We start from the raw sequence: 14,761 nt of genomic DNA on the forward strand, positions 1-14,761 counted from the left end.
ACGACGACTCATCCAGATGTGTATAGGTTATTGACTTCCGTCAAATTCATCAAGTAGGAAAGAGTACGATAAGGACAGTTGCTCCCTGAAATTTGTTCATGGAAACGGGTGCGGATATGGATTAAGCTGTTCCTCTGTTAGCGGCTGCTTCACATACCCAAGCTGAGCCGGTACGTCGAAAACCCGCTTCAGACCGGTCAAACGGGTTAGCTCGTGTCCGAACGCCATTGGCAGCATGCCCGGAATGAGTACTTTAACGCAATGAAGTCCATTGCGCGACGCCTCGGGCGATGTCTGATTCACAACGATGACATCCAGGTTCAATCGGCGGAACGTTCGCAAAACATCCTTCAGATCATCGGTCAGATCGCCATGCTTCGCCTTAGGCTTGAATTGTTCATCAAATGAACGGAGCGGCCCGGTCCCAACCAACAGAAAATCAAGTCTTTCCTCGGCTTCCGGCAACGCGTAGAGCAAAGCATGATCGCTCATCTGCCGTACCAGGGAAGAGTCGCGGTACATTTGCTCTGCATCTTCCCGGTTTTCCTCGTATGTCGCCTGAAGCATCTGCAGCGTGTTGGCCAGCTCGTGAACCGCCCCCTTCGCCGCTCGAATTGGATCCAAATGAGCTCCGGCCGCGCAAATAAGATTCGCTCCGGCCGCTTTCCTGTTTTTCGCTAGAGCCCATATGCTTGGAATCCCGTTCTCCATTGTCGTATTGAACAACTGTAGGTCGTATCCGGAAACTATCCGCAAACGCTCGATCATCAGCGACAATTCCGGATCATTCGCGGTAGCGGGATCAAGTCGCGGTACCGGGAGCTTGGCGTACCAGGTCATGAGGAACGAATCCCGTTCGACTACCTCCAATATTCCGAACAATATCGCTTCTTCCAAGCTGCCACCCAATGCACAGCCGTTGGAGGTTTCTTGGACAAACCCGTTCCCCGGCCCCAAACTATAGTAAGCAAGCTGCTCCGGAACAAGAATAGGTCGCTCATTCATGATCGAATAGCCCCATACCCAATCGATCGGACGATCGGGTTCGAACGGCAGGAAAGGAAAGCCAGGTATCGCGTATTGTTCTTGCGAATATACGCCGACCTTGACAGGGTCAAGCGCAAGTTCCGCCAAATTGCTGAAGCTGTCATGCACTACGCTTCGCTTGCCGCGAGGCATCATGCCGTTGTAGCGCTCAAGCCCCTCCAGAAAAGCGATCCATTCGCTTTCCTCAAAGGAATGCGTCCGCCCCCCCGTTATTTCCTCCCCCATGATCGTTGACATATGAACGCTTACGTTCGCGAACGGCGATGCAAGATGACTCCATTTTTGATCGAAAATACCCGTTCGGGGATCAAAATAATCGCTCGCCAGAACATCCTTCAACTTGTCGGCGGATTGGCCCCGGTAACTTTCGGCGTTCGCCTTTGGGCGCGGCTCAAGGGTCACTCGCGCCGCTTCGGGGGAGTCGTCCTGCAATCGCCCGCAAATCGGGCATAACGGATTCGGTACAAAAGAATGGTACGAGCACTTGAGCGTATCCAAATTGACCATATACAGATGTCGCTCCGTAGCAGCCGGTCCGCCCTCCATCACCTGCTGCACCTCCGCTGTTAACAAATGAACCGCTTGCCTAAGCCCTGTTCGTGATAAACAGGTCTCAGGAGCTTTGGCGGTTGGATTCATCAACTGAAGCATATATTGCTCCTGCATCTCCACGGAGCTATGACGCCGGTAATCCGCGCATTGGGAGCAGCCTGGAATACCCGGCTGAACAAGCGGGCCAACGACAACCTCGTTATGCAGGACGAAACTGCATAGCCACGGGATTCCCCCCCGCTGCAGCACCTCTTCCGAATTGAGATACAACGAAGACTGCCAATTGTCGCACACGACCAATATCAAACGGGCATCTGGCGGTATGCCTTCAGCGATATTTTTGCGATCATCCATCCTGTAAAGCTCGGATAAACGTTCTCGGACGAGTTCAGCTAACAGGCCTATTCCAATTACCGATACGACCGCACTCACGGGGACACCTCCTCTCGCACAAGCACGCCGTATACCTCAACCGGCTCCCTCTTCAAGAACGGGTCAAGGAACAGCTCATATACGAGTATCCTTCTATGATTGCGTTTCAAAACGAGCAAAGCTTCGTTTAGAATCTCCGTTATTCCGGATGATTCACCGTCGGGAATGTCCAGATAGAGTGGTCCCGGTTCAGCGAATGGCATACATGCCTGCTTAACACCTAACGCCACCGGATAAGCCTCATCGTTCTGTATATGCCGCAACGCTTGCACTAGCGCTTTGCGCAGCGCCATTGTAACGTTCAACCCAGTACAACAGAAGCTATTCTCGCTCGAGACGACCCATATGACAGGGAAACCATCTATTTCCTCACCCAAACCAATGGCCGGTTCGCCTTGCAGGATAGTCAACGCCTTCAAATAATACCGGCAGCGTTCATCTTCCACTACATTCAGCCTTGCATGCCGGACGGCAGGCCGCTGATGAGCCAGTCGTTTGTTCAGCTCTTCGGTCAAATACGAATCCAACCCGCGGCTAACGCCTTCCGCAAAGGATTCCCCCGCCCCAACGCCAACAAATTCCGATCCCTCTATGCCGCCGCCAATCTGATCCGGATAAGTGATAACTGCTGATTCGATGAGCTTCTCGGCCATTCTCGACACATACGATTCAACCCCTGCCAAACCTGCCTCACGTCTGGCCTCCTCATGCGTATATCCGGCACAAATGAATGCCGGTAATAACTCAGCAGGGCCTTCGGAGAGCGGATCGACGGATTGTATGCGGCACTGCGACAGCGGCAGCTGTTTTAAGTCGCCCTCCCCCCAGACATGAAAAATGCCGGTTGTCTCCGACGTTAATCCGAGGAAGTACTCAAACCATGGGCTTGTTTGCCTGTCGCCCGATTGTTCGAGCCGCGAAGAGAAATGATGTACCCTATCGGCCCCTGCCCGCCTGCTAACTAGAGGATGCGGCGCAAATGCGTGTCCGTCCCCTTCCCAATTCCGAGAATCAAGCACGAATATTTTATTGCTCAAGGCGGATTGGGACGCTCCCGTCAATGTTTTGAACAATTCAAATACGATCAAGTTCGCCAGCATCGCTTCAGAGGTTGGCGAGTTCGGCGTTTGTTGCTGGTTGTTTCCAAGTACGGATCGATGCAGACGGCGCCAAGCCGATTCCCAGCAACCATCCGAATCCGGATGAACGAGCGGCCCCGCCAGACCGACATTCTGCAACAGCAGGGCAGGCAGCATGATTTTCTTATCCTCCCGGCAAAGCGCGTGAAGCGTACGTAATTCATCAACTTCGCTTCCTTGCGCGACATACAATATCGCATCAAACGGTCCTATGGCATCGCGCCAAAAACCGGCCTTCTCCTTCATAAAAGAAACCTCGACGATTGCGGTATCAGGATCCGTTTTACGGCCGCGTTCTACCAAATAAGCTAGCCGTTCCCTATCGGTGGTTACCGCGTCCGTAATCACTGCATGAAATTTGGGTAAGCCGGACTCCAGCAATGCGGCCGCTAAGGATAGCAGGAAGGTTCCCGATCCGATCGCCAACACGTTGGCAAGTCGGTAAGACTGGAAATGGGCTTGGCCCGCTTGAGTGAAACGATGCAAATATTCGATTTGCGAGGCGTACTTGGCAAGTACAGTATCCGGCAATCTTGCCGTGTCTCCCCCAGGCGCACGTTCCCCATTAGGCGATTGCATTCGTTATTCAACCCCTTTTTACTCTCAAAAACTTCAATGTTAAATTATGTTATGGGCTCCGCATGTGTTACACATCGCACAACTGCTAGCCGCGAGCTCCCGTATCACCAAAAACCTCTGATTGCCCTTACGGGAGACCAGAGGTTTGCGACTTGTTCATGTTTCATGTTTCATGTTTTATGTTCTTGCTCATTGCTTCAACGAGGTTCGGAGTAAAAATGGTAACTGCCTTGCCAGAAAAACTTTTCTCCTTTGTTCAATCCCGGCGTAGTCCCTTTAATCTGCAAGAAATAGGTTTTTCCATAATCCTGAGTAAAAATAACGGGCATATCTTCGGCAAGATTGTGCAATTGTCCAAGACCGTATTGCCGATCGAGCCGTACCCGCAGATGATGGTGAAAACCGCCTTGATCGCCCGAACTGAGCAGGTAGCTGTCCACGTCGGGATTCAGAGCTTTTGTTCCCGAATCGCTGTACATGTTGGCCGGACTTACGGCTACTTCCCGATCTCCCGCATAATAACGTACCGTATCGTTCCAGGCGTAGTTCACCGTCTGCAATCCGTAATACGTTTCGAACGTTACGTCTTCCAGCGCTTCGATTTCATTGTGCACCTGAACTTGGCCGCCCGTAATTTCATACGTGACCGTTTCTTTCAGTACGGCTCTGCCGCTGCCGTCTTCCAGCTTCGTGTTGTACCCTTGAACCAAGTTGACCACTTGGATCTTCACTTGATTGCTTGAGATCACTTTGCCGTCTTCAACTTCCACGCCGTCGGCCCACACGCGCATTGATACGGTTTTTGCCGTGGGAGAACCGCTCGCCCCGCCATCATAGGCATGATTGCCTCCCGTAAAGCTATAAGAATTTCCGTTGCCATTCGCATTCGCCCTCACGATGTATGGGCCGATCCAGTCGGAAATGTCGCCTAGCAGCAGCGTGGACGGACGTTCCATGTCGGGAATTACGTCACTTTCCGCATTTTCGGAAAGCCGCCATTCTTTGAAGCTGATCAGCTTATTGGCTCCAAAACGGTCGAATACGAACCAAAGATCATATTGATCGTTATATTTATGAGCGATCGTAATCTGGTTGCCGCATTTCGCGATATATTGCGAAGCCCCCGGAACTGCCGGGCCTTCAAGCTTTTTCGAGCATGGTTTGGGCATCGTATACGTACCTCTCACGAATTGATACATCCAATCATAGTTTTGTCTGGCCGTCGGATCAGCGCTCCTGGCGCTGTCGAGCAGTGACGTATTGCCTTGGTTATACGTTTTAAAAGCATTGTTCATATATCCGTACTTTACGCCGCCGTTCAAATAATCGATATATTGCTGCCGCATGTCGGTATCGGTGTTGATCCGCTCGTCGAATTCCAGCCCGAGTCCCATCTGATATTGCTTCGCCAATGCTGCGGCATCCTCAACCCGCTGCAGTACTTGGGGGGATGAAGCATAATGGTTCGGCTCCAGCAGCGCGGCGTCGAATCCGAGCTCCTTCCAGTCGAAATTCCGGTTTGCTTGGAAATTCGGGAGCCAGTATATGTTCAAATCTTTTTTATGTGCGAGCTTGCTCGCCTGTCGGATCAATTCCGGGTCTAATGGGTCGGTCGTGCTGATGCTTTTGCCGCTCCAATACACGCCGGCCAGTTTCAGGTTCGAATACTTTTCCTGTTTCCATCTTTGCTTGATTTGCTCGATCCACCACGTAACCGCTTTGCGCTTGTTGGCATAAGCCGCTTCCGCGCCGATCGATGCGGAGTTGAAGTTTTCCGAAACGCCGTCTCCGTCCACGTCGCCGAAATCGGATAACGTATCGCCCGGATTCGGAATCATCAACACGACTTTCACTTGGTGATGCGCATCGCGGAGTTTTACGGCTGTTTCGCTCGCCGCATCATTCAGCTGACTCAGATCGCCTTCATCCGCGAACGTTTTGTCCAAGTACCAGCGCCAATCATCCAGCGTTGATGCTCCGGTCGAGAAGTCGCGTCCTTCCGGCGAACGCGCCCCGTAATAAAGGATTGCGTCGAATAACCAATCCACCGGTTCTCCTTGCTCGTTCACGTAACTAATGTACGGTATTAAGTTGTTTTTCGTCCAGTATCCGGTTCCGGCTTGATTGAAGCCGTTGTTTAGCAGGACGAGATCGCGGATACCGCTTGTCGTTTTGCCCGGCTCATGATAAGCGAGACGATCGGGAGATACCTGCTTCGCTTTATTCGCCTTGCCGTCCGCCCCCCAAATTTCGATTTCATCCAGAAAAACAAAGACGTCGGTCGTAAACGTCACTTTCACGTAACGCGCATAGGCCATGTCAGCGTTAGCATGACTTTGACCGATTCCGTCTTGGCTTCCGTCCCAGATAAAATCTTGGGTTTCGGCGGGAACCGGTGCCCATCTTGTTTTGCGTGACGGTACATGGGCAAGCGTCCCCCATTGCGAACCATCGTTTGACGCATACATGGACACCGTGTTCGGATAAGCGATGCCGACGGATGAATCTTGGAGAAAATGAGCCCGAATTCGCGCGATCGACTTCTTTTCCCCCAAGTCGAACACGACGGATCGGGTCGATTTACGCAAATGCCCGTCCCATGCCGGGTCGAAAAAATCCGTCGAACCGAATTTCCCGTCAGTCAATTCGTTGCCGTTATCCCCGTAATTGGGTTCAGGCTGTTCGGACCACGAATAGCCGATTCCTGCCGCGAGATTGCGCAATTCGGGCGGTTCCTTGGCCGCATGGGCCGTCGGCAATAACTGCATAATCAAGACGAGTGCGAAAAATGCGGCAATCCATTGTCTAATGATTCGCTTCATGAATTTCCCTCCCGTAATGAATGAAATGCTAGGTTCCTGCTGAGAGCATATCATGTATGCCCTTACATTGTTTTGATTATCGTACAAGACGGTAGTCAAATCGTCCGTTCCTCTAACACTAAAAAAGAGTGCGCATAAGCAGCGCACTCCCTCTGTTGTATAAATTATTCGCTTTCCGTCTCAAGAAGCTCTTGCTTGAGATGTTGGTACAGCCTTGAACATGCCTGCTTCAACGGAAATTCCGATAGCTTCGTAAGGATGCCGAAGCTCATGTCGACCGGCATGCCGCTCATCGGCCGCACGGTTGTTCCAGCGGGTAGCGGATTCAGAACGATGCTTGGCACAAGAGCGATCCCCACCCCGCTTTCCACAAAATATTTCAAAGCGGTCATACTTCCGATCTCCATCATATCGATCGGAACGTTCGCCGATTGCTGCCATAACATTTCAAGCTTTTTGCGATACGGGCAAGTCGCTGACGTAACGAGCAAACGATGCCCCCGCATATCGTCCGGCGCAATAACCGTTTTGCTTGCGAGCGGATGTTGCGCCGGCATCAAAACGGCGAATTGCTCCTTGAACAATGGTTCGTAGTAAAGCTCGGAACCTAGATCCGGAGCCGAACATAGAGCTAAATCGATTTCGCCTTCAAGAAGTTTCCGGCTTAATGTCGGCGTATTCGCGAAGTCAACCGATATTCGGATTTTCGGGTATTGCAGCAGGAATTCGGATAAAATCCGGGGTAACCGATAGCTGGCGGTCGGCTCGGTCGCGCCAAGTCGAATCGTACCCGCTTCGCCGGACTGCAGGTCCGACAAACTTGCCTGCAGCTGCTCCATATTCCTTACGATGTGCCGGCTCTGTTCGTAGAATTGTCTTCCGGCTTCGGTTAAACGGATTTTTTTGCCGCGTTCGATCAGCTGTACGCCGAGGTCGGCTTCAAGCTTCTGCATTTGCATCGTGACGGTTGATTGGGCGTAATTCAATTGTTCGGCCGCACGCATAAAACTGCCGGATTGCGCGATCAACTGAAATGTTTTTAATGTTTTGAGATCCATTGTTTTCCCTCGGTTTAGATTCAATATAATCGAATTGTTTGTTCAATTCATTCAATTATACAAAATCAACTCTTCCATTTACAATGATGAATATCGGATATGAACATATACGAAACCAACGAAGATTAGGAGTGATCCGAGATGGATCTTAGCAACAAAGTGGTTCTAGTTACCGGCGGCGGCACGGGCATTGGCAGAGCTTCGAGCGTAGAGTTATCCAGACGCGGCGCTTTTGTCGCCGTGAACTATTCGCGATCTAGAGAAGATGCGGAGGAAACGGTACGTATGATCCATCGCGAAGGAGGGAATGCCTTAGCCATTCAGGCTGACGTTTCGAAAGACTTGGAAGTAAGGAACATGGTTCATGCCGTTGTGGAGCAATTCGGAACCATTGATTTGCTCGTGAATAACGCCGGCATGACGCGTCATATTCCGCTTGACGATCTGGAAGCCGCAACGGACGAAGTGTGGGACGAGCTGTATAACGTAAACGTGAAGGGGATGTTTCATTGCGCAAGGGCCGTTGCTCCGTTCATGAAACGCAACGGGCAAGGCGCTATCGTCAACGTGGGCAGCATCGCCGGGACTACCGGGTCCGGTTCTTCCCTCCCGTACGCCGTCGCGAAAGCAGCCGTTCATGGGCTCACGAAATCGTTAGCCCGCGCACTCGCTCCATGCATCCGCGTCAATTGCGTCGTACCGGGAGCCGTTGCGACAAGGTGGTGGGCGGGAAAGGAAGAGCAAATGAACAAGCTGGCTCCGAACCTGCTGCTGCAGCGCATTGCAACACCAGAAGACATCGCCCGATTCATATGCTCCGCCTTGGAGCAAGAAGCCATGACCGGTCAGATCATTACGGTCGATAGCGGACAAACTTTATGATTGGCCCCCTCTTATTCTCGCGGGTGGATCATGTTCTCGGGTCTGACAATTTCGTCGAATTGCTGTTCTGACAGCACACCTGTCTTTAGCACCGCTTCTTTCAAAGTCAGGCCCTCCTTGTGGGCCAGTTTCGCAACGGTTGCCGCCTTCTCATAGCCGATATGAGGATTCAATGCCGTAACTAGCATCAGCGAACGCTCGAGATAGTTATTCATCACTTCCTCATTCGGTTCAATCCCAACCGCGCAATGTTCGTTGAACGAAACGATTGCATCGGCGAGCAGTCTGGCGGATTGCAGAAAGTTGTAAATAATGACGGGCTTGAACACATTGAGCTCAAAATTGCCCTGGCTCGCCGCGAAGCCAATCGTTGCGTCGTTGCCCATCACCTGACATACGACCATCGTCAGCGCCTCACTTTGCGTAGGGTTTACTTTGCCCGGCATGATGGAGCTTCCCGGTTCGTTCGCCGGTATCGTGATCTCGCCGATCCCGCAGCGAGGACCGCTTGCCAGCCACCGGACATCGTTGGCTATTTTCATCAGATCGGCTGCAAGCGCCTTGAGCGCCCCATGGGTATAAACCAATTCGTCATGGCTCGTCAGCGCATGGAACTTGTTGCGTGCGGATACGAACGATTTTCCGGTCATCGAGCTGATTTCTTCCGCAACCATGTCCCCGAATCGCGGATGTGCGTTTATGCCCGTGCCGACCGCCGTACCGCCGATCGCAAGCTCCTTGAGCGACTCGGCGCTTTGCTTGACCATCAGCTCCCCTTTCTCAAGCATCCGGTGCCAGCCGCTGATTTCTTGTCCCAGCGTTAACGGGGTCGCATCCTGCAAGTGGGTACGGCCGATTTTGATCAAATCCCGGAACTGCTCCATCTTGTCGCGTAACGTTGCTTTCAGCTTACCTATGGCAGGCAATACGAGGTCTTCTATCGCAATAGAAGCCGCGATATGCATTGCCGTCGGGAACGTATCGTTCGAGCTTTGCGATTTGTTCACATCGTCATTGGGATGCACGCGATGATTGCCGCCGCTTGTCGCGAGCAGCTCGTTCGCACGGTGCGCGATCACTTCGTTGACGTTCATATTCGACTGCGTACCGCTTCCCGTCTGCCATACGACCAAGGGGAAATGCTCATCCAGCTCCCCGCGTAGGATCTCGTCGGCAGCTTGGGAGATCGCTTGCGCTTGTTCGTTCCCCAGCTTGCCCAGCTTTAAATTGGCGAGCGCGGCGCTTTTCTTCAACACGGCGAAAGCTCGGATCACCTCCTGCGGCATTTTTTCGACGCCGATCTTGAAATTCATCGAGCTTCGTTGGGTTTGTGCACCCCACCGTTTATCGGCCGGAACGTTGATTTCGCCGATCGTATCCTTTTCAATCCGGTATTCCATGAGCGATACTCCTCTGCATCGGTATTGGTAAAGCGTTATTTTCTCCAATGAATCCCAATTTTATAATAGGAAAAACGCCTAACCTCGCTCCGTCTACCGGAAGCAAAACTAAGCGCTTTATCCTGTCGTTCATCTATATTAGACTTGAAGCTGCGGTGCCGCCGCGCGTGTCTTAGATATTCTTACCGCCATCAATGCTGCGAACAAGCATACGAAACCGGCTGTAACAAAAGCTACGCTATAGCTTCCGAGCCAATCCCGCATGACGCCTGCACCATAAGCGGCCGCCGAAGCACCAGCCTGGTGGGCGACGACGACCCAGCCGAAGATCATGCCTGCCTTCTCCTTGCCGAACTCGTTCGTGGCCAGCTTGACTGTCGGCGGTACGGTGGCAATCCAGTCCAAGCCATAGAATACCGAAAAAATGACCAGCATCGTCGGGCCGCTACCCAGCGCATAAGGCAAAAATAACAACGATAACCCGCGAAGCCCGTAATACCAGAAAAGCAGCCATCGGCTGTCGAACCGATCCGAAAGCCATCCCGACATCGTTGTCCCGACCAAATCGAACAGGCCCATCATGGCGAGCAGCCCAGCCGCCGTCACCTCTGCAATCCCAAAGTCGCCGCAAGCGGCTATGAGATGCGTGCCGATCAATCCATTAGTCGAAAATCCGCAGAAAAAAAATGTGCCGGCAAGCAGCCAAAACGTTGTGTTCTTCAATGCGGAACGAAGCGCAAGCAGCGGAGCGAGAAACAGATTTCCTTTGAACGGTTCGGGCTTCACGAGTTCTTCCGATCCGTAAGGGGCCGCGCCGACATCATAAGGATGATTCCGCATCCACACCGCAACCGCGATCAGCACGATGACAATAGCTGCAACGGCGGTATAAATCGAAAATTTCCAGCCCGCCTCAACCGTAATTTTCGCAAGGAGAGGCAAGAACAGTAGCTGCCCCGTAGCCGCGCTAGCCGTCAGCAACCCGACCACCAGCCCTTTCCGTTTGACGAACCACTGATTCGTAACGGTAACGCCAAGCACGTTGGCCATCATTCCCGTTGCCAGACCGGATACAAGCCCCCATAATATTTCAAATTGCCACAATGCCGTCATGAGCGGGGTCAGCATTAAACTAACGGCTAGAACGCCAAGCGAAACAACGACCACCCTTCGAATGCCGTATTTCTGCATAAATGCCGCTGAAAAAGGACCCATAAGCCCATATAGAAAAATGCCGATCGAAATTACGCTGGAGATGCCGCCGCGATTCCAGCCGAACTCTTTTTCGAACGGAAGAATGAGAATGCTTGGCATGGAACGGATTCCCGCAGACAATAACAAAGTGACAAATGTGATGATGACGACAACCCATCCGTAATGCAGTCCCTTCGCTTGATCTTTCGTGTTCATTTTCTTCCCACTCCGCTCCATTAATTTTGGTTGTACATACAATATAATTGTTGAAACGAACAATCAATCAGTTTTCTTCCAATTGCTTGCTCGTTCGTTCAAGCTCCTTGGACAGCTCCGTGGAAGCAGCCGCACCCAATATGGATTGGTAACGATCATACAAATTTTTCGAAGCGCGACGTATGGTCGCCTCGAGTTCCTTGCCTTTATCCGTCGGATACACAAGCACGGTCTTTCCTTGTACCTTCCGCTCGACAAGCTGCTTGCTCTCCAATTTGTCGACGAACCGCGTCAATGTCGATGCCGTCACATATAACTTCTCAGACAATTCCTTCTGGGAAATACCCGGCGTTCCAATGACGAGGCGGATCAGGTATCCGTACATCGGGGTTAGTCCGGTCAAAGCAAACTCTTCCTCCGCCATCTTCGTGATGGCGCGGCTTAATCGATTGGTGGTGAAAAATAAACAATTATGCAGGAAGTCCTCATTCATCGGGATTTCTCCCTTCATTTTATTTTGTATGTACAACAAATATACTCCATATTTTTCATTTGTCAATACGATTCAGGGCAATTTATTCCGTACTTGTGGCTTTCGTGCAACAAAAAGCAGTCCGGCTCCCCAAACTGCTTCCGCTTCGTGTGATTACAAATGCTTACACAATTGATCTACGAATTTCTCCAAGTAAATCTGGTCCGTCTCGTCAAAACGTTCTAGCTTGGGACTATCAATATCCAGTACGCCGATTAGCTCGCCGTTTTGGATGATCGGGACGACGATTTCCGATTGCGACGCCGCATCGCATGCGATATGTCCCGGAAACTCATGTACGTTCGGAACGCGCACCGTCACTCCTTCGCGAGCCGCTTTCCCGCATACGCCGCGGGTTAACGGAATACGTACGCAAGCAGGCAAACCTTGAAAAGGCCCAAGCACGAGCTCCTCGCCCTTGTACAAATAAAAACCGACCCAGTTAATGTCCTCTAAAAATTGATTGAGCAGCGCCGAAGCGTTCGACAGATTGGCAATTCGATCTTCTTCACCATCCAATAGCGCTTGCAGCTGGCGGATGACCGATTCGTAATTTTGTTCGCGTGTTCCGTTGTATTGTGTCGTATGAAACATAAATCGACTCCTCTCACCATAATGATCGATTATCCCATAATGCCTATCCCACCGTCAACGAACCGTTTCGGATACGCCCGGAATGCGCTTCGCCATCACCTCTAACTGAACCCACAAAAAAACCGCGATATATTCGCGGCTTTCTCTCTTATCCTGTATATTTGTCCGCATGTGACTGGATGATTGATCGGAAGCTGTTCACGAGCTCATCGGCAGTGCGGAAGTTGGCTTCCATCATGAATGGGCCGTCATAGCCGGTTTCGATTAACGCTTGAATCACTTCCGGCCAATTCACAATGCCTTGTCCCGGCAGCCAATGCTTCTCATCGATACCGTCATAATCGGACACGTGAAGTGTTGCGATTCGGCCGCCGATCGTCCGGATGAAGTCTTCCGGCTTTTCTGTAAGCAGATGGTTCGTGTCACAACAAACAACCGCGTGTGGAGCTTCGGCGATTAGCGCCGCTGTTTCCGCCGTCGTATTGCCTAGGCAAGTCCGCGGCAAATCTTCGACCGCCAGCTTCAGCCCGAACGCAGCGGCGTGCTCGCTTAACATGCGAATGGCGGTAACCGAACGTTCGAACATCGCTTCGCGTTCTTCGGCTCGGATCGGCTCCGCACTCGGATGGATCACGACGACACGAGCCCCCCATTGACTGGCCCATTCGATGACGAATGAATTGGCCTCGATCGCTGTCTCATATGCAGCGTCGTCCAGTTGGGCGATGTTCCATTTACCGCCGAACGGGATATGGACGGACCATAATTCGATGCCCAGTTTTTTCGCTTGCTGAACTTGCCCGTCGTAAAGGCTGTGCAATGTCTTCACTTGTTCGGGATCCATGTAATCAAGATTTAAGCTCGATGCATGCAATACCCGCATCCTTCAATTCCGCTAACGAGACTGGATCTTTATGATACCAATACGTACCCAACTTCCAATTCGCCGGATTCATTTCATCCCTCTTTCTCTTTCTCTTTCTCTTTCTCTTTCTCTTTCTCTTTCTCTTTATCGAATTTCCATCTCTCTCAATATATCGCACATCCAGGTATTTGCAAAATGCTATTCGCTATGGCAGCTGGGCAAGCTCTACTGACTCCCGCCTCCGCGGGGCAAACGATGCGTTCTTCCTCCTGAGACTGCATCGATTACCGCCTAAGGCAGTTTTTTGCTATAATAAAATTGCATGAAACATAGATTTCATGCAATTTCGATTCAGATCGATTAAACAGGTGGACTATGAGCAATGGATAAAGAAATTCAAGACCCATATGAGCGCGAATTGCAGCTTTTTCTGATCTATATGAAGGATCGTGAATATTCCAGAGACACCCAGCATGCTTACATACACGACATCAAGCATTTTTTGGCAAGCCTTGGCGGCAAACCCGTTGCCGAGGTAACCGACATCGATATCATGAGCCACTTAACCTCCGTTCGCGAATCTGGCGCCGGCGCCCGGTATCGGAATCGGCGCCAATCGGCGATCCGGCTTTTCTATAAAGTGATGGTCAAGTTTGGCGCAGCCTACAAAAACCCGGCTCTTGATGTCGAGAAAGCGAAAGTGGATAAGAAACGAAAACCGACTTTTTTGGAAAAACAGTTTCTGGACGCATGCATTGGGCTCGTGCAAGGGAGATATTACGTTCGTGACGTGACTATTGTTGCATTGATGGCGTATGCCGGGCTTCGGGTGAGTGAAATCGTCCGGCTGAACCGAATCGACTTCCACCCGGAACGATCGGAGCTTGGCGTTCTAGGCAAAGGCGATAAATGGCGGTACCTCCCCCTCCCTCTCGAAATGAACGAGCTGCTGCAGCGCTGCCTCTCGGAACGGATCGCGCCGCGCAACAAAAAAGACGAACCGGCTTTTTTCATATCGCAGTTCGGCCGCCGAATCAGCAAACGGATGGTTCAGACAATCGCCGAAAAAACGCTGGCGGCGCTGGTCATTGAATTCCCGCAGCTGCAAGGATACCCTTTGTCCGCACATAAACTGCGGCATTCTTTCGCCACCGACTTGCTTCGTAACGGCGTGGACCTGCGGGCGGTTCAGGAGCTGCTCGGCCATGAGGATATTTCGACAACGCAAATCTACACGCATGTGCTGGACGAAGCGAAGCAAAAGGCGATGAACCAAATTCGCCCTGCTCTTCCGGCGTTTTGAGCGGAATGTGGAAATAAAAAATGGAGCAGTCGGCGACTTGAACAGCCCCCCGTCAAGTAGACAGTATAAAAATCAAAATCAATCAAGCGGCCTTCGTCCTGAACTCCATCGGACTGAGGCCGTTTAGTTTTGCTTGTAATCGTTCG

General features: G+C 51.5%; 11 protein-coding genes. 2 read left to right on the forward strand and 9 right to left on the reverse strand.

Translation table 11 applies throughout. The features are described 5' to 3' along the window. Positions 1-96: 96 nt before the first annotated feature. From AC0LWM_RS31390 to AC0LWM_RS31405, 4 genes are all read right to left on the reverse strand, one after another. Positions 97-2,031 carry a TOMM precursor leader peptide-binding protein gene (locus AC0LWM_RS31390; RefSeq protein WP_474678985.1) on the reverse strand — a complete coding sequence of 645 codons (1,935 nt, stop codon included), beginning with the start codon at positions 2,029-2,031 and terminating at the stop codon, positions 97-99. Next, positions 2,028-3,749 (reverse strand): bacteriocin maturation protein, encoded by a 1,722-nt coding sequence (locus AC0LWM_RS31395; protein WP_474678986.1) that lies wholly within the window; start codon positions 3,747-3,749, stop codon positions 2,028-2,030. The genes AC0LWM_RS31390 and AC0LWM_RS31395 overlap by 4 nt, the downstream gene beginning before the upstream one ends. A 197-nt stretch (positions 3,750-3,946) precedes the next feature. Beyond that, entirely contained in the window at positions 3,947-6,571 is a 2,625-nt protein-coding gene (locus AC0LWM_RS31400; RefSeq protein WP_474678987.1) for a DUF4855 domain-containing protein, read from the reverse strand. Positions 6,572-6,735: 164 nt separating this feature from the next. Then, complete coding sequence (locus AC0LWM_RS31405; RefSeq protein WP_474678988.1) at positions 6,736-7,629, reverse strand: LysR family transcriptional regulator; 894 nt, start codon at positions 7,627-7,629, stop codon at positions 6,736-6,738. Positions 7,630-7,770: 141 nt separating this feature from the next. On the opposite strand from AC0LWM_RS31405, the gene AC0LWM_RS31410 reads away from it, so the two are divergent. Beyond that, complete coding sequence (locus AC0LWM_RS31410; protein WP_474678989.1) at positions 7,771-8,511, forward strand: SDR family NAD(P)-dependent oxidoreductase; 741 nt, start codon at positions 7,771-7,773, stop codon at positions 8,509-8,511. Between the two features lie 11 nt (positions 8,512-8,522). On the opposite strand, the gene fumC is transcribed toward AC0LWM_RS31410, so the two are convergent. The 5 genes from fumC to AC0LWM_RS31435 all read right to left on the reverse strand — a co-directional run bounded on the left by fumC (position 8,523) and on the right by AC0LWM_RS31435 (position 13,321). Beyond that, entirely contained in the window at positions 8,523-9,911 is a 1,389-nt protein-coding gene (fumC, locus tag AC0LWM_RS31415) for a class II fumarate hydratase (protein ID WP_474678990.1), read from the reverse strand. Between the two features lie 138 nt (positions 9,912-10,049). Next, positions 10,050-11,321 (reverse strand): MFS transporter, encoded by a 1,272-nt coding sequence (locus AC0LWM_RS31420; protein ID WP_474678991.1) that lies wholly within the window; start codon positions 11,319-11,321, stop codon positions 10,050-10,052. 67 nt (positions 11,322-11,388) lie between these two features. Beyond that, on the reverse strand, positions 11,389-11,814 hold the full coding sequence (locus tag AC0LWM_RS31425) for a MarR family winged helix-turn-helix transcriptional regulator (protein ID WP_474678992.1): 426 nt from the start codon (positions 11,812-11,814) through the stop codon (positions 11,389-11,391). A gap of 153 nt (positions 11,815-11,967) precedes the next feature. Beyond that, positions 11,968-12,447, reverse strand: coding sequence for a GAF domain-containing protein (locus tag AC0LWM_RS31430; protein WP_474678993.1), 480 nt, complete (start codon positions 12,445-12,447; stop codon positions 11,968-11,970). Positions 12,448-12,595: 148 nt separating this feature from the next. Then, positions 12,596-13,321, reverse strand: coding sequence for a sugar phosphate isomerase/epimerase family protein (locus AC0LWM_RS31435; RefSeq protein WP_474678994.1), 726 nt, complete (start codon positions 13,319-13,321; stop codon positions 12,596-12,598). Between the two features lie 373 nt (positions 13,322-13,694). Here AC0LWM_RS31435 and AC0LWM_RS31440 point away from each other — a divergent pair, with 373 nt between their 5' ends. Beyond that, positions 13,695-14,615 (forward strand): tyrosine-type recombinase/integrase, encoded by a 921-nt coding sequence (locus tag AC0LWM_RS31440; protein ID WP_474678995.1) that lies wholly within the window; start codon positions 13,695-13,697, stop codon positions 14,613-14,615. Positions 14,616-14,761 lie beyond the last annotated feature (146 nt).

Source organism: Paenibacillus sp. sgz302148, assembly GCF_056120465.1.